General features: G+C 51.0%; 19 protein-coding genes. 4 read left to right on the top strand and 15 right to left on the bottom strand.

Going from position 1 to position 20,211, the window contains the following annotated elements; genetic code table 11:
- Positions 1-8: 8 nt before the first annotated feature.
- Positions 9-1,757 (top strand): lysophospholipid acyltransferase family protein, encoded by a 1,749-nt coding sequence (locus ACMHXI_RS11150; RefSeq protein WP_275957365.1) that lies wholly within the window; start codon positions 9-11, stop codon positions 1,755-1,757.
- 51 nt (positions 1,758-1,808) lie between these two features.
- Positions 1,809-2,216: a CBS domain-containing protein gene (locus ACMHXI_RS11145; protein ID WP_025011917.1), complete on the top strand. Its 408-nt coding sequence runs from the start codon at positions 1,809-1,811 to the stop codon at positions 2,214-2,216.
- A gap of 37 nt (positions 2,217-2,253) precedes the next feature.
- Here ACMHXI_RS11145 and ACMHXI_RS11140 read toward each other — a convergent pair whose 3' ends face one another.
- From ACMHXI_RS11140 to murJ, 12 genes are all read right to left on the bottom strand, one after another.
- Positions 2,254-2,553: a TapY2 family type IVa secretion system protein gene (locus ACMHXI_RS11140; RefSeq protein WP_115390059.1), complete on the bottom strand. Its 300-nt coding sequence runs from the start codon at positions 2,551-2,553 to the stop codon at positions 2,254-2,256.
- Positions 2,550-2,945, bottom strand: a complete 396-nt coding sequence (locus tag ACMHXI_RS11135) for a type IV pilin protein (RefSeq protein WP_413734931.1) — start codon at positions 2,943-2,945, stop codon at positions 2,550-2,552. The genes ACMHXI_RS11140 and ACMHXI_RS11135 overlap by 4 nt, the downstream gene beginning before the upstream one ends.
- 8 nt (positions 2,946-2,953) lie before the next feature.
- Positions 2,954-6,547: a pilus assembly protein gene (locus tag ACMHXI_RS11130; protein WP_062793895.1), complete on the bottom strand. Its 3,594-nt coding sequence runs from the start codon at positions 6,545-6,547 to the stop codon at positions 2,954-2,956.
- Positions 6,544-7,002, bottom strand: a complete 459-nt coding sequence (locus tag ACMHXI_RS11125; RefSeq protein WP_044735902.1) for a PilX N-terminal domain-containing pilus assembly protein — start codon at positions 7,000-7,002, stop codon at positions 6,544-6,546. Before ACMHXI_RS11125 ends, ACMHXI_RS11130 begins: the two co-directional genes overlap by 4 nt.
- Positions 7,003-7,012: 10 nt before the next feature.
- Positions 7,013-7,972: a PilW family protein gene (locus ACMHXI_RS11120; protein ID WP_025011915.1), complete on the bottom strand. Its 960-nt coding sequence runs from the start codon at positions 7,970-7,972 to the stop codon at positions 7,013-7,015.
- 4 nt (positions 7,973-7,976) lie between these two features.
- Positions 7,977-8,528, bottom strand: coding sequence for a type IV pilus modification protein PilV (gene pilV / locus ACMHXI_RS11115; RefSeq protein ID WP_115390057.1), 552 nt, complete (start codon positions 8,526-8,528; stop codon positions 7,977-7,979).
- Between the two features lie 255 nt (positions 8,529-8,783).
- Positions 8,784-9,737 (bottom strand): 4-hydroxy-3-methylbut-2-enyl diphosphate reductase, encoded by a 954-nt coding sequence (gene ispH, locus ACMHXI_RS11110; RefSeq protein WP_025011913.1) that lies wholly within the window; start codon positions 9,735-9,737, stop codon positions 8,784-8,786.
- A 1-nt stretch (position 9,738) separates the two neighbouring features.
- The gene (gene fkpB / locus ACMHXI_RS11105) at positions 9,739-10,161 is read right to left on the bottom strand and encodes an FKBP-type peptidyl-prolyl cis-trans isomerase (protein ID WP_208142965.1); all 423 of its coding nucleotides are present in this window, start codon (positions 10,159-10,161) and stop codon (positions 9,739-9,741) included.
- Between the two features lie 5 nt (positions 10,162-10,166).
- Positions 10,167-10,682: a signal peptidase II gene (gene lspA, locus ACMHXI_RS11100; RefSeq protein WP_025011911.1), complete on the bottom strand. Its 516-nt coding sequence runs from the start codon at positions 10,680-10,682 to the stop codon at positions 10,167-10,169.
- Between the two features lie 11 nt (positions 10,683-10,693).
- Positions 10,694-13,519 (bottom strand): isoleucine--tRNA ligase, encoded by a 2,826-nt coding sequence (gene ileS / locus ACMHXI_RS11095; RefSeq protein WP_208184959.1) that lies wholly within the window; start codon positions 13,517-13,519, stop codon positions 10,694-10,696.
- A gap of 32 nt (positions 13,520-13,551) precedes the next feature.
- Complete coding sequence (gene ribF / locus ACMHXI_RS11090) at positions 13,552-14,487, bottom strand: bifunctional riboflavin kinase/FAD synthetase (protein ID WP_115390055.1); 936 nt, start codon at positions 14,485-14,487, stop codon at positions 13,552-13,554.
- 65 nt (positions 14,488-14,552) lie between these two features.
- The gene (gene murJ / locus ACMHXI_RS11085) at positions 14,553-16,112 is read right to left on the bottom strand and encodes a murein biosynthesis integral membrane protein MurJ (protein WP_101059508.1); all 1,560 of its coding nucleotides are present in this window, start codon (positions 16,110-16,112) and stop codon (positions 14,553-14,555) included.
- 255 nt (positions 16,113-16,367) lie between these two features.
- On the opposite strand from murJ, the gene rpsT reads away from it, so the two are divergent.
- The gene (rpsT, locus tag ACMHXI_RS11080) at positions 16,368-16,634 is read left to right on the top strand and encodes a 30S ribosomal protein S20 (RefSeq protein ID WP_025011908.1); all 267 of its coding nucleotides are present in this window, start codon (positions 16,368-16,370) and stop codon (positions 16,632-16,634) included.
- Between the two features lie 63 nt (positions 16,635-16,697).
- Here the strand turns inward: rpsT and ACMHXI_RS11075 are convergent, their stop codons facing one another.
- A complete protein-coding gene (locus ACMHXI_RS11075; RefSeq protein ID WP_025011907.1) occupies positions 16,698-16,994 on the bottom strand; it encodes an ArsR/SmtB family transcription factor in 297 nt (98 codons plus the stop codon).
- 135 nt (positions 16,995-17,129) lie between these two features.
- Here ACMHXI_RS11075 and ACMHXI_RS11070 point away from each other — a divergent pair, with 135 nt between their 5' ends.
- Positions 17,130-18,533 carry a M28 family metallopeptidase gene (locus ACMHXI_RS11070; RefSeq protein WP_413734926.1) on the top strand — a complete coding sequence of 468 codons (1,404 nt, stop codon included), beginning with the start codon at positions 17,130-17,132 and terminating at the stop codon, positions 18,531-18,533.
- Between the two features lie 75 nt (positions 18,534-18,608).
- On the opposite strand, the gene yaaA is transcribed toward ACMHXI_RS11070, so the two are convergent.
- Entirely contained in the window at positions 18,609-19,385 is a 777-nt protein-coding gene (gene yaaA / locus ACMHXI_RS11065) for a peroxide stress protein YaaA (RefSeq protein WP_096140795.1), read from the bottom strand.
- Positions 19,386-19,467: 82 nt separating this feature from the next.
- The coding region (locus tag ACMHXI_RS11060) for an IS4 family transposase (RefSeq protein WP_413734924.1) at positions 19,468-20,211 on the bottom strand (744 nt) is incomplete at its 5' end.

Raw genomic sequence — 20,211 nt, 5'->3', positions numbered from 1 at the left:
TACCCATTATGATGTTTACCGTCGATAAAGTCGTGGAATCCAATCTGCCCAATATCAACAGCAAGCCTTGGCTCGCCAAGCCAACCAAGGCCTTACTGCGTTATCTTCTCAATGAGCGGGAGTGCAATGATATCGCCGGCCAATTCAGTTTTCTCAAGGGCGTGGATTTTGTTGAACAAGTGCTGGAAAGCTTTGCCGTCAGCTATACGGTGCCGGACAGTGAGGTGGAAAACATTCCCCATCAGGGCCGAGTCGTTATCTTCGCCAATCATCCAATAGGTTCGCTGGATGCTCTGGTGCTGATAAAACTTATCAGCGAAGTCAGGCCTGACATTAAAGTGGTTGCCAACGAGCTGCTGATGACACTGACGCCACTGCACAATATCCTGCTGCCGGTTCGCAATATGACTGGCGGAACCCCCAGACAACACCTGGAGAAGATCCATCAGCATCTGCGCAGTGAAGGCGCTGTGCTCATCTTTCCATCGGGTGAGGTTTCCAGGCTCAGACCAAGCGGCATTCGCGATACCCAGTGGCAAACCGGCTTCCTGAAGATGGCTATCAGCTGCAATGCGCCGCTGCTGCCCATGTATGTCGATGCCAAGAACTCGGCGACCTTTTACGGTGCTTCCATCTTGTATAAACCTTTGGCTACCCTGCTGTTGGTGAAGGAGATGTTTAAACAAGCCAGTAATACTCTGCCAGTGCGTATCGGCGAGCTTATCCCGGCCGAAGCGGTCAGCGGCAGTGACTTCCCACTCAAAACCCGGGTCAGTCTGCTGAAGAACCACCTCTATCGCATAGGCAAGAACCGCAGCCCACTGTTCAACACCCAGAGTGCCATCGCCCATCCGGAAAAACGTCGTGAGTTGCAACAGGCTTTACTGCAGTGCGAACAGCTTGGTCAAACTCAGGATGACAAACAGATTTTCCTCTATCGCCATCAGGGCAGCAGCCCAGTGATGCGGGAAATAGGTCGGCTGCGGGAACTGGCTTTTCGCGCCGTGGGTGAAGGCACGGGAAAACGCAGAGACATAGACAAATACGACTCCAGTTATCTGCACCTGGTACTCTGGGATCCCAAGGAACTGGAGATAGTCGGCGCCTACCGCTTTGCCGAAGTCGCCCGCTTGCACAATGCAGGTGAAAACCTCTACAGTGAGTCACTGTTTCACTATCAATCAGAATTTGCTCCCTATTTCGCCAAGGGCCTGGAGCTCGGCCGCAGCTTTGTGCAGCCTAAATATTGGGGAAAGCGCAGTCTCGATTATCTCTGGTACGGCATAGGTGCCTTTCTGGCTCGTCATCCCGGCTACCGCTACCTTTTCGGTCCTGTGACCATAAGCAATCAGTTGCCGGCACAGGCCAAGGAGATGTTGGTGCACTTCTACCTGCAGCAGTTTCCCTGTAAGACACAGCTGGCACAGTCTTTCACGCCTTTTGGTCTGCCTCCTGAGCGCCAGGCTGAGCTGGATAAGCTCTATGTTGATTCAGATTACCAAGGCGCATTCAAACTGCTCAAGCAGACCCTTGCCAGTATGGGCGCCGCTGTGCCAACTCTCTACAAGCAATACGGCGAACTTTGCCAGCCTGATGGGGTGCGCTTTCTCGCCTTTGGAGTAGATGCCGACTTTGCCGACTGTATCGATGGTTTGGTGCTGGTGGACTTGGACAAACTCAAGTTCAAGAAACGCAGCCGCTATATCGATTGTCATCTGCAGGAACTCAATCAGCAAGATGACAACGCTCCGAGTTAGCATTATTGACAGGGCTCTGATATAACAAAGAAAAGGTTATGGAGGATCCCTATGCAGCTCTGCATCGCCGATATCATGATCACCCGGGTCGTTACAGTGGAAATGGACGACCGCCTGAGTGTGGCCAAAGAGATATTTCATCATGCAGGCTTTCATCATCTACTGGTGGTGGATGATGAAGGCAAGCTGGAAGGCGTCTTGTCCGAGCGGGATCTGCTGCGGGCCTTAAGCCCCAATCTTGGCAGCGAAACGGCCACCAGCAGAGATCTGGAGACCCTCAATAAGCGGGTGCATCAAGTGATGAGCCGTAATCCTGTGACCGTTGCGCCGCATCTAGGCTTGGCGCAGGCATCCAGACTACTGCTGGAGAAAGATATAGGTTCACTGCCGGTACTGGAAAACGGTGAGATTGTCGGCATAGTGACCTGGAAGGATCTATTGCGAGCCTATTGCTGTTAACCACAATAGGCTCAGACTTCATAGGCCTGAGTGAAAGCTATCTCAGAGTTACCTCATCCAACTTACGGGCCTTTTCAGAGCTGAACTCCTCATTGAGCAACACACACTCACTGGCCTGCTTGATATAGTAACGTTTCCCCTGAGCATCCTTGAGCGGCTTGCTACTCAAACGCGCCATCAATAGCGGCTGCTTTTCCAGATCCCAGCGATAAAAGGCAATTTGCTCTCCCTTGCTGGTGATCAAGTGACACTTCACCTCTTGCCGCTCGGCGGCTTGGGCAGTCAAAACGATACCGGGCAAGATGAGCAACAAGCCATATTTGATTGATTTCATCATTTCCAACACTCCGCAGAGGCGCCGCCTTTAACCCCGGCGTCAGTCAAGGTCAGCGTCTTGCACTTGCTGTCACGACTGGCCTGTACCCCTTGCGCCGTTGCTGTCAGGGTAAAACTGTCGGTGCCGGTTGACGCTATGCTGTAGTGACCATTTTCAGTAATAAAGGGGCTGGCATTGAGCCCCAGTTTGGTCATATCCGTGGCGTAAGTGCGATTGTCCAAATAGTACTGCTCCTGCAGATTGGCCAGTCGCATCAAGGCTGCATGAGCCTCAGCCCTGGTACTCTTGGCAATGTACTGCACATAAGAGGGATAAGCGATCGCCGCCAGTATGCCGATAATGACCACAGTGATCATGACTTCAATCAGGGTAAAACCCGCTGCTTTTTTCATCTCTTATCCTACTCATTCACATGATAATAAATCTTGTTGGTACTCAGGCCTGTATCCAGTGCCACTGTACCGGAACAGTTTTCACCGGTTTCATCACACTCACCGCGACCAATAATCAAGGCAGCATCTGGATTGTCCGGATTATCGGGGTCATCTGGATCTTTGGGTGGAGTAATGATCTTGGGTGGCTGAGGAATACAATCCTCACACACTTCCAAAAACTCATAATTGTAACGCCCGCCTTTATGCAGGTCGAAGCTATATAAACGGCCTGTTGATGATATTAAGCAACTACTCTCGGTTTCAGCTGTATCCTGAGCAGGAACAAAGGAGGTGAAGTAGACACGCCCTTTGATGATGGCCGAAGGTGAAAGACTCTTCTCACCAATGACAGAGAAGTTATAGTACCAGCCCAGCTTGGTACCAAAGTCGATATTCTCACTGTCGCTGCTTGGCGCCGCAGATGTCACATTGTAAAGGTTGGCCAAAGTGATCGGGCTGGGCACAGTCGCACCTGAGCCGCCAAAAGTCTTGGTCACCACGTTGCGATCCTGCAGCACAAAGAACATATCTTCAGTATCAGAATCAAGTGGTGATGCCCTGTTACCACTGCCGAGCGTGACGGCATCATAAGGTACGTTTTGATATGCCGTAGTAGTACTGGTGTTACCGTCGGCATCTGTCGTCGTCACCCGGGTGACATTGGTAAATACCGTCTGGGCTACCACAGGCTCATAGAAGAAGCGGCGATCGGAAGATGCCAGCGCGCCGCCCACAGAGGCAAACTTGAAGCCACTCCAACTGGAGGTGTTTTCTGAAGGCATATCCATGCGCCAGACATTACCACCAAGGTCTGCGGCATATAACCTGTCTGTAGCACCATCGCTGTTGCTGTCCAGAGTGGCTATTGAACCGGCAATACTGTGTTCTATGCCGGTCAACGCTGTGCCACCACCGACACCAAAGCTATGCTTGAGTACTCCGGTTTCGGCGTCGACCAAGTACACATTGCGGCCATCTGAGTTGCTGCCTGTGTTGGCGTCATATCCCAGATTGTAACCACCGCCGAAGATCACTACAGGTTTATCCGAACCCGGCACCTTAGTCACAACCGGTGTCGACCAAGTCTGCCCCATATTGGCAAACCCGGCGCTATTGTTGTCAATCCGCCACATCATTCGAGGTGAATCCGGGGCGGTAACATCGAAGCCATAGTAAGAACTCCCGCCCCGGCGCATGCCGAAAAAGATCCAAGCCTTGGTAATGGCACCCGAGTCGTTGCGCTCCAAATAGGAAACCGGCGAGCCATCTATGCCATAAACACTGTGACCATTGGCATAGCTGTTATCTCTGAGTTCCTGCACATTACTGAGTAGCTCATAGGGCATAAAGGCCCAACTCTCTTCAACACTGCTACCCGTGTCTTTGAAGGCATGTAACATACCATGGTTGGTGCCAACGAAAATGCGCACATTGCTATTGCCATCGCCACCAAAGTCAATGGCAAGCGGTTGCGAGTGCATGGGGTCACCCATGATATCGCCGCGAACCCCGTTGTAATCGTCAGAGGTAAATTTGCCGTTTTCATCTTTATCGACATTTTTACCCCTGATCCACTCAAAGGCTTTTTCCAGCTCAGAGCTTTCTGTACCGGCGGCTACACTCATGTTCATATGAGTCAACAAGGCAAGGTCACCACCGGCATAGCTGGAAGCCTGATTCTTGCTCAGAGTCGCCAGGCCGCCACCTACCTTGATGTTACTGTAGAGAGTACGGCTGTCAGGTACTATGGTTCTGGCTGCACCGCCTTCCTGTACATCGTTGCCATCAGGGTCCGGAGAGCAATTACTCCATAGACTACAAGCCGTGTCCGCAATACCACCCGAACTTGAGATAGCCGGTCTGTCGTTGGCATCTATCAGTACGCCAGAAGGGTTCACCTTCAACTTCTTTAGGTTACCGGCCCACTTGGGCCCTTGAGATGGGCTGAACAAGGCATAATAGGCAGAGTCCAGAGTACGGGTTGGGTCAGCATTACTGAAGGCTACCCCAGGCGCCGAAAACCTTTGTCCTTCGTCCGTGATACTGTCAAGCACACTACTGAAAGCTTGCTGTAATTCAGCCACGCTATTGGCGGCATGGTATTCTCCACCACCTCTCCTGGCCGCCTCCACCAATAAAGGCTCAGCAGCAGAGCCCTCCTCCAGCGCAAAACCTATGGTGTGAGTTACCACTCTTTGAAATTTTTGTGTCGAGGGCAGAATATCATTGCGGTTCATATAACTAGTTAATGCCGGTAAATAGCTTTTCTTTGCCCCGTAACGATCATAATCGTAGGTAAAAGGGTTGTAGTTACCATCGGAAGAAACACCAGAGGCACTGGTTATTGAAACAATTCTGTTGTTAGCAGAGTCGTCCAGGGTAGGCACACCGTCTGTTACATAAACTATATAGGCTACATCACTACAGACACTCATTGGAGATTCATAGCGGCCATTAATCTCGATAGTTGTATCATACATAGGCCGGTTGGCCTTGTACTTAATACTGCGGCTACTGTAGTCGCGATCATCGTGTCCAAAAGTAATAGGGCCGCCGCTAAAGTACCGGTAGGCTTCAAACAAAGTTTCACATAGTGGTGTGTTGGTTTCAGCTGGCAGGTTTTCAACCGTACTGATAAGGGTGTCTTTTTCAGGTGAAGTTCGCTTCTTTATTCCCGCAACTATCCGACCACCATCCCTATCACCTTCACGGGAATAATTCATGTTAAACACTGCCAGGCCAAAATCGACCGTCGGCATCGAACTTATTACCCCGGAGATAGCCGTCTTGGCAATATCCAGTCGGCTGAGATCCTGAGTATCATCCAACTCGCCGTTTTTATGTAAGGTATACCAACGCAGATAATTATCTGTATAAAGAGTAACTAGCTCTCCTTGGTTAAAACCTAGCTGTTTAGCATTATTCAGTGCATTGGCATCTGTGCCACCATATGGAAGATAGACTTTATTTTTACCGGCTCCAGATTCAACATTGTTCTGAGGATATCCACTACTATAGGTAACACCATCAACAGTAACTCCATTATTACCCGGATTGACTGCTTCAATATCCTCCCAGCAGTCCACCGGGTTGTTTTTTTCAGCACCGCTGTTTTCCTTAATAGGTTGCCAAGTCCCTTTACCTTGACCGGTAAATCGATATTCACGGATGTAACCGGTAAAACGGCCATACTTATCCAAAGCGGCTTTAGCGACGGCACAACCATTAAGCACCCCATTAAAACGTCTCGACTCCGAAGGACTGTCCGGCACAGGTAATGAACTATCATCCATCCCGGAGCCGACGGTAAAGTAGATCATCCTTCCTTGATATGAATGAGAAGAACCTACTGGGGGATAGTCCTTAGCTGGATCATAACCACCGGGGACATCCTGCTCAATTGTCCCCATGGATGCCGAATTATCAAAAATAATCAGCACCTTGGCCCGTCCCTGATTTGGCGGCGGGATCAAGTAAAGGTCTGTATCATCGGCCGAGACTTGCCCGGAAGAGCCAACCAGCACAAACAACAAACCGCATAAACACTTTTTGAGTTTCATGATCCGCTCCCGTTAAGCACTTCCTGCTCAACTCCTTCGATAACTGTCAGTTGCCCGAGGTTGTCCCGGCCGTACCTAACCTGGCTGGAAACCTCCACTCTTCGGCACTTGATAAGATCTGTACCGCTGGCATCCCTGCTACGCTGACAGGAAACATTCCTGGCATCCACAGTGCCATCACTCTTTAATGGCAGAGGCGTCAAAACCTGAGTGCCACCCGAATAGCTGTTGCCTGTATCTATCGCTGTCATTGTCGCCAATTCTGCTTGGCTCTTGGCATTCAATACCGCCTGCAAACCACCGTCGGCCAAGGCCTTGGCTTCCACCCGCTCGGCACCGGCGCCGGCCATACGCAGCGACTGACTGGAGTTAACTGCCAGAGCCACCCCAATCAGGGTCAGAATAATCAAGAGGATAAGTGCGAAGAACAGTACGACTCCCCGCTGTTGTCTTATTTTCATCTGCTTAGTTCCTAATCAACACAGGGTTTTCAAGTACCACTGTGGTCGAAACCACTTTCCGGCGGAAGTTATCGCCACCACCACTGATTGCTCTGTCGCCGGTTTTGTCGCCCAGTGAGTAAGTCGCATTATTGGTGTAACTATTGTCAGCATTGGGCGAACGCACCAATAAAAATATTCTCAATGCCACTATTCGCTGGAACAACTGGTTGTCCCACATCAGATCCGTCACATTCTGTACCGGCATAAAGCTATCGGCCGTGTCATCACCGTTCTCGTCGAAACCATAGAGAATACGCATGTTTTCGATACCCTCGACCAAGGGCTCGTCTACGTTCATTCCGCTGGCAGAGAGTGATTTACGGGTCAGAACCGGCACGCCGTTGTTGTCTTTAATAAAGTAGACATGGTGTTGGTATTCCCACACCCTCTGGTTTTCAAGGCCGGGATCTGTATCTTTAAAAAACACCGCCTGGCTGGCCGTTGCTGCCACCCGAAAACCACTGGTGGCTCCGGGAGGGCCTACCAGTCGTTTAATCTGAATCACATCAGTCCCTGTCATCGCTGAATTGACACAGCTCAGTGAGCCGGCACTCACCCCGGCCTCGTACCCCCAAAGACGTCTGAAGTGGGCCGGTTGGCCATTGGGCAGAGTGGCATTGTTGAGCCCTTGTCCAATACAATCTGTCCCGACAGCATCATCGACCCGAGCGTTGGTACCCAGCACGAAATCTGTCCCTGTCATATCACCAAAGAAGCCTACCTGACTGAGATCCGGCACCATGATGGCCAACGCAATACGGCCATTTTCCTGTAACTGATTGAACTGCCCTGTGGTAGTAACATTAGTGGCAGACATACTGAACATGGCGAACAATCCGAGCGCCAGAAACAGACTGATGACCATGGCCACCATGAGTTCTACCAGAGAAAAACCCGACTGCTTTGAATTTTTCACACTCACCGCCTTAACCTTGATTGATCACTGTCTTGAGGATAAAGACCCGCCGGCGCTTACCCAAGCTACTGCCGCAGTCAGTCGTTTCATAGGCGGTGCCGGCGGTTTCCTGAATGCCTCGCCATGCCATCACAATAGTGACATTGCTGCCATTGACATTCAGACAAGCGGTAGCACTGTCGAGGCCGCCGACATTCTGGCTGCCCACGGCTTCAGCGGCGCCGGTAAAGAGTTCTTGCCATTGGAAAAGATCCCAGGCCAGAGTCTCGGCAGCAGTACAGGTAACAGTGGCGCCAAGGGCCACATCGCAGGATTTTGCAGGAGCACTTCCGCCCCCGGAATAGGGAGAACCGTCGTCGTAATTATTCAGTACCGTGTTATTAAGCTTCATCCGATTGAGGATATCGTTGGCAAAGTATGCCGCCTGAGTCTGTTGAAATGATTCAAAGCTGGCGCGCTTTGCCACTATATGTAAATTAAATATCCCGATAAGCCCTATCACCAAAATGACGAGCGCTACCATAACCTCAATCAGAGAGAATCCCTCTCTCCGTTTTTTCATCTGTGTCAAATCTCCAGACAATGCCATGTTTTTGACAATAAATTCAGCCTATTAGTTCTTTAATATCTTATAGTTAGCTCAAGACCACAATAATACCTGTTAATGATAGTTGAGTCGAATGTAAATCTCCAGTAACAAAGAACGCTAATAAATTCAAGCCTTATAAGAGGTATTTTTTCCATAAAAAAAAGAGGCTTAGATAGCCTCTTCTTAAAATGCTTTTTGCTTATATAAGCGCAATAAATCCGCGGCTTCTTACCTTAGCTCCACAGGAACGGCAAACACGGTATCTTCCTTGCGCCCTTCCACTTCGGTCACCACGCTTGGCGCCAGTTTGGCTATGGCCTCAACCACCTGCTGCACCAACACCTCAGGAGCAGAAGCCCCTGCAGTAACCGCAACCTTGCTGACGCCATCAAACCAATCCCGCTCAACATCATCGGCGTTATCCACCAAATAGGCCTGAGTGCCAGACTTGAGCGCCAATTCGCGCAGTCTGTTGGAGTTTGAGCTGTTTTTGGAGCCAACCACTATCAACAAGTCCACATCCTGGGCCATCTTACGTACCGCATCCTGGCGGTTTTGGGTCGCGTAGCAGATATCGTCTTTACGAGGACCTTCAATCGAAGGGAACCGCTTCTGCAGTGCAGCAATAATATCCAGGGTATCATCCACCGACAGCGTGGTTTGGGTGACAAAGCAGAGATTGTCCGGCTCTTTCACCTGCAATGCATCCACGTCGGCCGGAGACTCAATGAGATAGACTCCCCCTTCAGGGTTATCGTACTGCCCCATGGTGCCTTCCACTTCGGGATGACCGGCATGACCGATAAGAATGCACTCAATCCCCTTACGACTGGCGCGGGTCACCTGCAGATGCACCTTGGTCACCAGAGGACAGGTGGCATCAAACACCTTAAGACCGCGACGCTTGGCCTCATTGCGCACCGCCTGCGACACCCCATGGGCACTGAAAATCACTATGCTGTTGTCGGGTACCTGATCCAGTTCGTCGACAAAAATCGCCCCGCGCTGCTTGAGATCTTCAACCACATAACGGTTATGCACCACTTCATGGCGCACATAGATAGGCGGGGAAAAGAGTTCCAGCGCCCGTTCCACTATACTGATGGCCCGATCGACACCGGCACAGAAGCCTCTGGGATTGGCCAGCAATATGTTAAGACCGGTAGATTTTGCTACTGACATTTCAAAGCTCCTGCAATACTTCCAGTTCAAATGTCACCTGATGGCCCACCAGCGGATGGTTCAGATCCACTGTGACAGAATCACCGGCTATCTCCCTGACAATTCCGGGTATTTCACTGCCGCCAGGGCCGGCGAAACTGACGATAACGCCGGGTTCCAGCGTCATATCTGCCGGGAATCGGCTGCGATCCAAGTGATGAATGGCATCGGGATTGGACTCGCCGAAAGCATCGGCAGGGGCCAAGGTAAAGCTGTGATTGTCGCCGGTTTTCAGCTTAAGAAGCTCAGCCTCAAACGCCGGGCTCAGACTACCGTCACCGATATTGAGCCGGGCGGGTTTACCGGAGGCTTTGGTGCTGTCGGCGGTCGAGCCGTCTTCCAGCAGTATATTCAGGTGACACAAGAGGGATTTCACATCAGACATCTGTGTTACTCCTTGGCTTCATTCTGCTTGGCAGCGGCCTTGTCACCGCCGAAAAATGAATCCCAGATGATCAGGACTGCGCCAACACAGATAGCCGAGTCAGCGATATTGAATGCCGGGTAGTGACTGGTTTTCCAGTAGAAATCGAGGAAGTCCACCACAAAACCGTGCATCAGGCGATCGACAAGATTTCCCAGCGCGCCGCCTATTACCAGAGTGTAAGCCAGGTTTAGGCGCCACAATCCGGCCGATTGCCGTCTGAGCCAAACGGTCAGCAACACACTGAAACCGACAGCGACGGCGGTAAATAACCAACGCTGCCAGCCACCGGCATCACTGAGGAAGCTGAAGGCGGCGCCGTAGTTGCGCACATAGGTCAGATTAAAGAAAGGCAACAGCTGCACCGATTCATACAGCTTGAAGTTACCCAATACCCACTGTTTGGACAGCTGGTCAGCCAAAAAAGCCAACACAGCCACCCAATACCAGCGCAGGCCACTTTGTTTCCAGTCTGCGGGCATGTTTATTATCCTCAGGCGAACAGGCGTTGTTCACCTTCTCCTTCGATATTGGTCACACAGCGGCCACACAGCAGTGGATGCTCGGCGATCTGGCCAACGTCTTCTCTGTGGTGCCAGCAGCGGTCACACTTGGCCGCTTCAGACTTGGCGACGCTGAGCTTAAGTGATGCCAGCTCAGTTTCACGGGCATCGGCAGGTGCATCGGCAAGCGGCTTAACCACAGCCTTGGAGGTCAGCAGCACAAAGCGCAGCTCGTCACCCAGTTTGGCCAAAGCTTCGGTCAGCGCCGCATCGGCAAACAGAGTTACCTCGGCTTCCAGCGCGCCGCCGATTAGTTTATCGCGGCGGCCCTGCTCCAGTGCCTTGTTGACTTCATCACGAACCTGCAGCAACTGTGCCCAGTATTCATCACTCAGATCTGAGTCCAGCTGTACGGCCTTGAGGCCCTGGTACCATTCCTGAGTAAACACATAGGCGTCACGTTTACCCGGCAGCAACTGCCAGATTTCATCGGCAGTGAAGCTGAGGATAGGGGCAACCCAACGCACCATGGCTTCGGCAATCAGATACAGAGCCGACTGACAGCTGCGACGGGCGTGACCATCACGCTTGGCGGTGTACTGCCTGTCCTTGATGATATCCAGATAGAAGCTGCCCAATTCAACCGAGCAGAACTGCATCAGCTTCTGGGTCACTATGTGGAAGTTGTAGGCATCATAGGCTTCCAACAACTCTTCCTGCAGCTTGGCGGCGCGGCGCACCACCCAACGATCCAGCGCCACCATGTCTTCGATGGCGATCATGTCTGTCTCTGGCTCAAAACCGCTCAGGTTGGCCAACAGGAAGCGGGCGGTGTTACGGATACGGCGATAAGCATCGGCGCTACGGTTGAGGATCTCATCGGATACCGTCATTTCACCGCTGTAGTCGGTAGAAGCCACCCACAGACGCAGAATATCGGCGCCCAGTTTGTTGGTTACCTGCTGTGGTGCAATCACGTTGCCGATGGACTTGGACATCTTGCGGCCCTTGCCATCCACGGTAAAGCCGTGAGTCAGTACCTGCTTGTATGGAGCCTTGCCGTTCATGGCGGTTGAAATCATCAGTGATGACATGAACCAACCACGGTGCTGATCCGAGCCTTCCAGATAGAGGTCAATTCCCTGCCCCTGGAATTCAGGGCGGGCACCAACCACTGATGAGAAGGTAGAACCTGAGTCATACCAAACATCCAGAGTGTCGGTCACTTTGCGGTACTGAGCCGCATCTTCACCCAGGAGCTCAGACTCATCCAGATCCCACCAGGCTTGAATGCCCTGCTGCTCAATGCGATGAGCAACACGCTCCATCAAGGCCACACTATCTGGATGCAGCTCTTCGGTTTCCTTGTGAACAAACAGAGTGATAGGCACGCCCCAGGTACGCTGGCGCGAGATACACCAGTCAGGACGATTCTCGACCATCTTTTCAATCCGGCTCTGTCCCCAATCAGGGATCCACTGGGTTTGCTCGATTTCACCCATGGCTTGAGCACGCAGCCCTTTGTTATCCATGGAGATAAACCACTGCGGTGTGGCGCGGAAGATAATAGGAGTCTTGTGGCGCCAGCAGTGTGGATAGCTGTGACGATAGGCTTCACGGTGCAGCAAGGCATCTTTTTCCTGCAGCAGCGCCACAATTTCATCATTGGCCTTGAACACGTGTTTGCCGGCAAACAGCGGGGTATCCGCCTTGTAAACGCCATTATCACCCACAGGATTAGCCACTTCCAGACCGTACTTCTGGCCAACCACAAAGTCGTCCTGACCGTGTCCAGGTGCTGTGTGTACCACACCAGTACCGGATTCGGTGGTCACATGATCGCCAAGAATCGCCGGCACACTGAAATCATAGAAAGGGTGCTGGAACTGCATCAACTCAAGTTCGGCACCTTTGGCACGACCAAGGTTCTGATGGCTCTTGACGCCATAACGGGCGATACAGCTTTCCACCAGGGCTTCCGCCAGAATAACGGCTTGCCTGGCACCTTTTTCAGACTCAATCTCCACCAGCACATAGTCCAAATCCGGGCTCAGAGACAGCGCGCGGTTGGCAGGTAAGGTCCAGGGAGTGGTAGTCCAGATAACCATGGAAACTGGCGCTTGATACTCAGTAACCCCGAAAACGGCCAAAACTTTAGTCTTGTCCACAGCGGTAAAAGCCACGTCTATAGCCGGTGAAGTCTTGTCTTCATATTCCACTTCGGCTTCGGCCAGGGCAGAACCACAGTCGGTACACCAATGCACCGGCTTAACCCCTTTGTGCAGGTGGCCGTTGTCAATCACTTTGGCCAATGAGCGAATGATGTTGGCCTCAGTGCTGAAATCCATGGTCAGGTAAGGTTTAAACCAGTCACCGAGCACGCCGAGACGGATAAAGTCATTGCGCTGGCCATCCACCTGTTTGGCGGCATACTTACGGCACTCGTCACGAAACTCGGCAGCAGAGATTTTCTGCCCTGGCTTACCGACTTTCTGTTCTACCTTAAGTTCAATCGGCAGACCATGGCAGTCCCAACCTGGCACGTAAGGCGCATCAAATCCTGACAAGGTCTTGGACTTGATAATAATATCTTTGAGGATCTTGTTAACTGAGTGACCAATATGAATATCGCCATTCGCATATGGAGGGCCATCGTGCAGAATGAACAGCTTGCGGCCAATACGGCTATCACGGATCTGTTGGTACAGATTCTCCTCGGTCCAGCGTTTCAACATCTCTGGCTCGCGATTTGCCAAATTACCACGCATCGGAAACTCGGTTTCCGGCAAATTCAAAGTTGATTTATAGTCGCTCATTGATCCTATACCATTAATTTAGCTAAGAGAGCTCAGCCTGCTTCATTGCTGAGTAAGGCGCGAGCCTCATCAGCGTCATTCATTATTTGTTTCTTAAGTGCCTCAAGGGACTCGAACGGTTTCTCGTCACGGATCTTGGCCACTAATTCCACTTCTACTTTACGCCCGTAGAGGTCACCTTCAAAGTCAAACAGGTGCACTTCCAACTGGCAGTTTTGTCCCTGAACCGTGGGTCGAAACCCCACATTGGCAACACCATCGTATTGCTCACTGCCATCCCACCAGAGCCTGACCGCAAATACGCCCCTCACAGGAACCACCTTGCGCTTCATGGCGATATTGGCAGTGGGGAACCCCAGCGTCCGGCCCAGCTTTTTCCCATGGGCCACCTTACCACTGAGAGTATAGGGATGTCCCAATAAACGTCTGGCCTGCTCAAGATTGCCCTTGGCCAGCGCATCTCTGACCATGGTGGAACTGACCCTGTGATCACAAACCAAAAAGCTTTGGGTACTGACTACCGCAAAACCGTGCTGTTCACCGGCAGAGCGAAGCAGCTCAAAATTGCCCTGACGAGCCCGTCCAAAACAGAAATCGTCACCGACTACCAGATACTTGACCCCAAGTTTACGCACCAGCAGCTCTTCGACAAACTCCTTGGCCGGCATTTGGGCAAACTTTTGATTGAAATTGACACACACAAGCCTGTCTATTCCAAGTTCAGCAAGCAGCTTGACCTTGTCGCGAAGCAGGCTCAAGCGCGCAGGGGCATCCTGGCCGCGAAACAGTTCCTGCGGTTGCGGCTCAAATGTCATCAGGGTGGCCGGCAAACCAAAGTGACGTGCCTTCTTGACCAGATTGGCTATCACTTCGGCATGGCCCCTGTGCACACCATCGAAGTTACCTATGGTCAGCACACAACCGCGATGGGCCGGCAATATATTGTGTATTCCGCGAATCAGTTCCATGAAATCAACGACCGCTCAAACGTAAATTGGCGGATTATATAACAGCTCGGCAGCAGAATCAGCCCTCAGTTCCGGGCTTTGAGCCGCCATGGACGGATCCCAAGCAGCACCAGTGCGATAAAATACCCCAGAGCGCCACCTAAGATCAGGGCAAACAAATGGCTGATTCGCTCAACAAACGACCAGCCAAGCCATTGTGCCTGCTCTGGAGAAAAGTAGAGCAACAGGGCCACCATTACGACAGTAGCTAGTAATGCCTTGATAAAAAAGATGATTGTTTGTTTGCTGACTCTATAAACACCGGCCAGATGCAAACCGCGATATAACAGGGAAGCGTTGAGTAAAGCAGACAGAGAAGTGGCGATCGCCAGCCCTACATATCCAAATGGCACGGCAAAAATAATATTGAAACCCATGTTGCTAACCATAGCAATGATGCCATAACGCACAGGTGTCTTGGTGTCCTGACGGGCATAATATCCGGGCGCCAACACCTTGATCAGCATAAAACTCAACAAGCCTGTGCCGTAGGCCACCAGAGAATAGGAAGCCATTTCCACGTCACTGATGCTAAAGGCGCCACGCATAAAAAGCACCATCAACATCGGCTGAGCCAATACAATCAGCCCCATCATGGCCGGTAAACCCAGCAGCATAATGGCACGAATCCCCCAATCCATGGTGCGACCAAAGCCCTCACCCTCAGCATTGACATGGTTTTTGGATAGAGCAGGTAAAATAACAGTGGCGATGGCAATACCAAATAATCCCAGCGGAAACTCCAACAAACGGTCTGAATAATAGAGCCAACTGATAGAACCTGTGACCAGGAAACTGGCAATAAAGGTATCCAGCATCAGGTTGATTTGCGATACAGATACCCCAAACAGTGCCGGGATCATCAGAGTACGGATTTTGACCACTCCCGGATGATTCCAGCCCCATGAGGGCCGGACCAGTGCTTTTTCCTGCAGCAGAAAAGGAATTTGAAACAAAAACTGAATCACACCACCAAAGAACACCCCCCAGGCCAAACCTATTTCAGGCTTATCCAGGGTGGGGCTCAACCATAGGGCAGCGGCGATAATGGCAACATTGAGAAATACCGGGGTAAAGGCTGAAACGGCAAAGCGGCCCCGGGTATTGAGAATCGAGCCGGCCAAGGCGGTGAAAGTGATAAACCATAGATAGGGAAAGGTGATCTTCAGCATTAACGAGGCCAGTTCAAACTTGGCACCGTCAGGCTCGTCATTGACCCAGGCCATAAACCAGCCGGCTCCGAACAAAGCGGTCAATATTGGCGAAGCCAGAACCCCAATCAGGGTCACTACTGTTACCAATAACCCCAAGGTACCGGCAACCTTTGATAATAAGAGTTTGACCTCTTCGCTGGACTCTTTCTCCTGATACTGAGTCAATACAGGTACAAAAGCCTGAGCAAAGGCACCTTCAGCAAACAAGCGCCGCAAAAAGTTAGGGATCTTGTTGGCAAAAAAGAACACATCGGCACTGCTGCCCGCGCCCATCAAGTTGGCGACTACCACATCCCGTACTAATCCCAGCACACGAGAAATCAAGGTCATGACGCTGACAATGGCGCCGGACCGTACCAATTTTTTGCTCAAATATTCCCCCAGAAGACTCAAGCCGCCATAAACGGCGACAAGTCTCAAAAATTCCACTTAAGCTCTGTCACATGCCAGCAATTGCTGGTAGAATTGCGCCACATCTTACACGAGTTGGGTTGAGGATAGCCAAATCAGGTTGGATTAATTTATCTTTATGATGGATATTCAATCATTGTCATTGACAAAGTGGCGAAAACCGGGCATTCTCCTCGGCCTTTAAAAGTATCAAATCCAGTTTTTAGGAGTTGCACCTTGGCTAATAGCAAGACTGCAAAGAAGCGCGCGCTTCAATCAGAAAAGCGTCGTCAACACAACGCTAGCCGTCGCTCTATGTTGCGTACCTACGTGAAAAAAGTTATCGCTGCTATCAAAGCTGGCGATCACAAAGCGGCTACTGAAGCTTTCGCTGTTGCACAACCCATTCTTGACCGTATGGCAACCAAAGGCCTGATCCACAAGAACAAGGCTGCCCGTCATAAGGCTCGCCTGAACGCTCGTATCAAAGCACTGGCTGCTTAATTCGATACCAGCATAAAAAAAACCGGCATTTGCCGGTTTTTTTATATCTGAAATTCAATAACATCAATGACAATAGATGTTATTCAACAGCTTGATGATTTCGCGCACTTCTTCACTCTTGAGCGAATAGTACACTGTCTGGGCTTCTTTGCGGGTTGCCACCAGATTGTCTTTCCGCAACCAAGCTAGATGCTGAGATAAAGCCGACTGACTCAATCCCAGTTTCTTGTTCATTTCCCCAACGCACATCTCTCCCTCACTCAGGAGATAGCACAGAATAAATAAACGCCTCTCATTGGCCAGCGCCTTCAATAATACGACGGCATGGTCCGCTCGCTGCTGCATCAACTCAATATTCATGACGAGCCTATTCTCCTAATACAAACTCCGTCCCTAATATAGCCTTGCCTTACGGAGATAGTCGGGACATAAAGCACACTTTTTGTTAGATTGTTTTCAAAAATGGGACATACCTAATAAAAACAAAGGAAACACATGAAAAACTATCGAACCGCCCTGTTACTCCCACTGTTGATTTCTTCACTTATTGGTTGTCAATCCCCCTCTCCTTCCAATACAAATCAACTGCTTGCTGAATCATTGCAGCAAAAAGCCCTAGATTCTGACCTCGGCTTTCAAATTGTGGAATCTTTAACAGTGGAAGTCGGCCCTCGCCTGGCCGGTAGCGCAAAAGACGCCATGGCGGTTGCCTGGGCGGAGAAAAAGCTACAGTCACTGGGTTTTGACCGTGTCTATAAGGAAGCGGTGGAAGTCCCTGTGTGGGAGCGCGGTGAAGCCAGCGCCAGCATAGTGGCCCCCTTCCAACAGCCTCTGGTCATCACGGCCTTAGGCGGCAGCGTTGCCACCCCGGCAGAGGGCATTACGGCCAAGATAGTCCGCTTTGACAGCCTGGCTGCACTTAAAGAAGCCAATCCTGATGATGTTGCCGGGAAAATTGTCTTTATCGATCAGAAAACCGAGCGCCACAAGACAGGTAAAGGTTACGGCAAGAGCGTAGGTGGCCGCTCAAGAGGCGCCATAGAGGCGGCGCGTAAAGGAGCCTTGGCAATAGTTATCCGTTCGATAGGTACAGATCATGACCGTATGGCTCACACAGGTACCATGCGCTATGAAGAAGGCTTGAAGCGGATCCCGGCTGCGGCCATGTCGGCGCCGGATGCCGACCTTGTCAATGCCATGCTCAAGCGCTCTGCCGATATCACTCTCACGTTGAAGATGTCACCCGAGAACAAGGGCAGCGCCATTTCCTATAACGTCATCGCCGAAGTCACCGGCAGCAGCAAGCCAGATGAAATCGTGCTGATAGGGGCTCATCTGGACTCCTGGGATGAAGGTACAGGGGCCATAGATGACGGTGCCGGAGTCGCGATTGTCACTGCGGCCGGGAAGCTTATCCAGGATTTACCTGTAAAACCTGCACGCACAGTACGTGTCGTGCTTTATGCGGCCGAAGAGATAGGCTTGGTTGGTGGTAAGGCTTATGCCAAAGCCCACGCTGCAGAGCTGGATAAACACTATATCGCTGCAGAATCCGATTTCGGGGCAGGCCCTATCTACCGCATTGACTTTCAGGTCAATGACCAAGTGCTGCCCAAACTACAGCAACTGACCCAGCTGATGCAGCGAAACGGCGTTGCCGCCGGTGACAACAGCGCCTATGGTGGCCCGGATGTTTCCATGCTGCCGGCCAGTGGCGTTCCTGTCGCCTCCCTGCGCCAGGATGGTACCGATTACTTCGACTACCACCATACCCCCAACGATACCCTGGACAAGATAGATCCCAAGGCGCTGGCACAAAACATTGCGGCCTATGCCCAGTTCGCCTATTTGATGGCACAGTCTGAACTGGAACTGCGGCCACTGCCTGCCAAACAATAAATCACTGCCGCCTTCTATATAGAAAGCCGTTCAATAATGAACGGCTTTCTTATCTTTATATACAGGAAAACACTATCAGCTCTGTTCTTCCCGCAGGAACACTGGAGTATCAGTGCTGGACTCGGCTTCACTGTAATAATAGCCGGCGCTGTTGAATGCCCTTAACCGCTCCAGACTCTGTTCCTCTTGCTCCAATAGGTAACGAGCCATCATGCCTCTGGCCTTCTTGGCATAGAAGCTTATCACCTTGTACTGACCTTTTTTACAGTCCTTGAACACAGGCGTAATGATACGCCCGTCAACCTGCTTGGTTTTAACCGCCTTGAAGTACTCGTTGGACGCCAAATTCACTACAATATCATCCCCTTGCTGAGCCAATGCCTGATTAATGGCATCTGTGATGATATCCCCCCAGAAGGCGTACAGGTTATTGCCCCTGGGATTGGCCAAGGAGGTGCCCATTTCCAGCCGATAGGCTTGCATCAAGTCCAGAGGCCTCAAGAGGCCATAGAGACCTGACAAAATACGCAGATGCTGCTGAGCCCGAGCAACTGTTTCCGGAGCAAGGCTGTCAGCATCCAGACCTGTGTATACGTCACCACGGAAGGCATAGAGTGCCTGCTTGGCATTCTCCGGGGTGAAATCAGGTTGCCACTCGGCGAATCTGGCGGCATTCAAGCCGGCAATTTTGTCACTGACTTTCATCAAAGAAGCAATATTGGCTGGAGTCAGATCCCGGCAAACCTGAATAAGCTCGCTGCTGTGCTCAAGAAACTGTGGCAGGCTGTATTCAGATACCGCCGCAGGGTTGTCATAATCCAGGGTCTTGGCCGGTGAAACCAAAATCAGCATATTCACTCCGTCTTATTCATATAGATTTACCTATGATACTGGCAGGAAATAAAAAAACCACGTACTGATGGCGTAATGCCGTTCACTTAGTGTGAACGGCATTTTTCTTAGGCTTAATGGGATACTTGTTTTTACTCATTTTTAACGCACGTGGATAGGCTCTATCCCGTTTCCCATCAAGCTTGAACTGCCTCGCATTACGCACTATGTCCAAGACCTCTCTCGGAACATTCCCAGGCATTTGAGATGACAGCTGAGTCAGTTTAAAAATGATATAACTCGATGCATCTCTAAAGCTTAATTGGTTCGGATGTAACGACGGTAAGCTCTTAGCCATCAACACCATCTTGTATCTGATGAGGTTATAGGCTAACAGTACCCCCCACAATTCTTGGATAACCAGCTCTGGCAATTGACTGCGTAACGTAAAGCGACTCTCCAGAAGATGCTGCTTCACTTCCCGATAGCCCACTTCTATCTCCCATCGATGGGCATATAAATCCACTATCTCTGCCCCCGGATAACGCAAGGGGTCAGTTAATGAGGTCAAAATGGAAACCGACTTACCTTTTATCGTCTTCGTCAGTAAGCGAGCTTCAATATTGTCAGGTAGCATAGGCCACTTCTTTCTGGCTTGAGGCGTGGTGGCTAACTGCACTAGTTGGTCGTGTTTTCCTAAAGAGCGTACCACTTCATATTGCGTCCCTTTCTTAAACGGCAGCAGCCAGTGACTGTTCGGTTGAGCCTGTTGCCAGGCGTGCAAAAGTCCCAACGAATAAAAGCCTCTGTCAAACAGCGTCAGGCTGTTATTAGGTATGCTTGATAT

It is taken from the genome of Shewanella sp. BJSY2023SW005, from assembly GCF_047314585.1.
In the GTDB taxonomy this organism is placed as follows: Bacteria; Pseudomonadota; Gammaproteobacteria; order Enterobacterales; family Shewanellaceae; genus Shewanella; species Shewanella algae.
The sequence above is the reverse complement of the archived record's forward strand: the minus strand, read 5'-3'. Positions and strand labels throughout refer to the sequence as shown.

Excerpts from the sequence above, each read along its gene's own strand:
- ACMHXI_RS11150 (WP_275957365.1), top strand. The coding sequence starts at position 9 with ATGATGTTTACCGTCGATAAAGTCGTGGAATCCAATCTGCCCAATATC.
- ACMHXI_RS11145 (WP_025011917.1), top strand. The coding sequence starts at position 1,809 with ATGCAGCTCTGCATCGCCGATATCATGATCACCCGGGTCGTTACAGTG.
- ACMHXI_RS11140 (WP_115390059.1), bottom strand. The coding sequence starts at position 2,553 with ATGATGAAATCAATCAAATATGGCTTGTTGCTCATCTTGCCCGGTATC.
- ACMHXI_RS11135 (WP_413734931.1), bottom strand. The coding sequence starts at position 2,945 with ATGAAAAAAGCAGCGGGTTTTACCCTGATTGAAGTCATGATCACTGTG.
- ACMHXI_RS11130 (WP_062793895.1), bottom strand. The coding sequence starts at position 6,547 with ATGAAACTCAAAAAGTGTTTATGCGGTTTGTTGTTTGTGCTGGTTGGC.
- pilV (WP_115390057.1), bottom strand. The coding sequence starts at position 8,528 with ATGAAAAAACGGAGAGAGGGATTCTCTCTGATTGAGGTTATGGTAGCG.
- ispH (WP_025011913.1), bottom strand. The coding sequence starts at position 9,737 with ATGTCAGTAGCAAAATCTACCGGTCTTAACATATTGCTGGCCAATCCC.
- fkpB (WP_208142965.1), bottom strand. The coding sequence starts at position 10,161 with ATGTCTGATGTGAAATCCCTCTTGTGTCACCTGAATATACTGCTGGAA.
- lspA (WP_025011911.1), bottom strand. The coding sequence starts at position 10,682 with ATGCCCGCAGACTGGAAACAAAGTGGCCTGCGCTGGTATTGGGTGGCT.
- ileS (WP_208184959.1), bottom strand. The coding sequence starts at position 13,519 with ATGAGCGACTATAAATCAACTTTGAATTTGCCGGAAACCGAGTTTCCG.
- ribF (WP_115390055.1), bottom strand. The coding sequence starts at position 14,487 with ATGGAACTGATTCGCGGAATACACAATATATTGCCGGCCCATCGCGGT.
- ACMHXI_RS11075 (WP_025011907.1), bottom strand. The coding sequence starts at position 16,994 with ATGAATATTGAGTTGATGCAGCAGCGAGCGGACCATGCCGTCGTATTA.
- ACMHXI_RS11070 (WP_413734926.1), top strand. The coding sequence starts at position 17,130 with ATGAAAAACTATCGAACCGCCCTGTTACTCCCACTGTTGATTTCTTCA.
- yaaA (WP_096140795.1), bottom strand. The coding sequence starts at position 19,385 with ATGCTGATTTTGGTTTCACCGGCCAAGACCCTGGATTATGACAACCCT.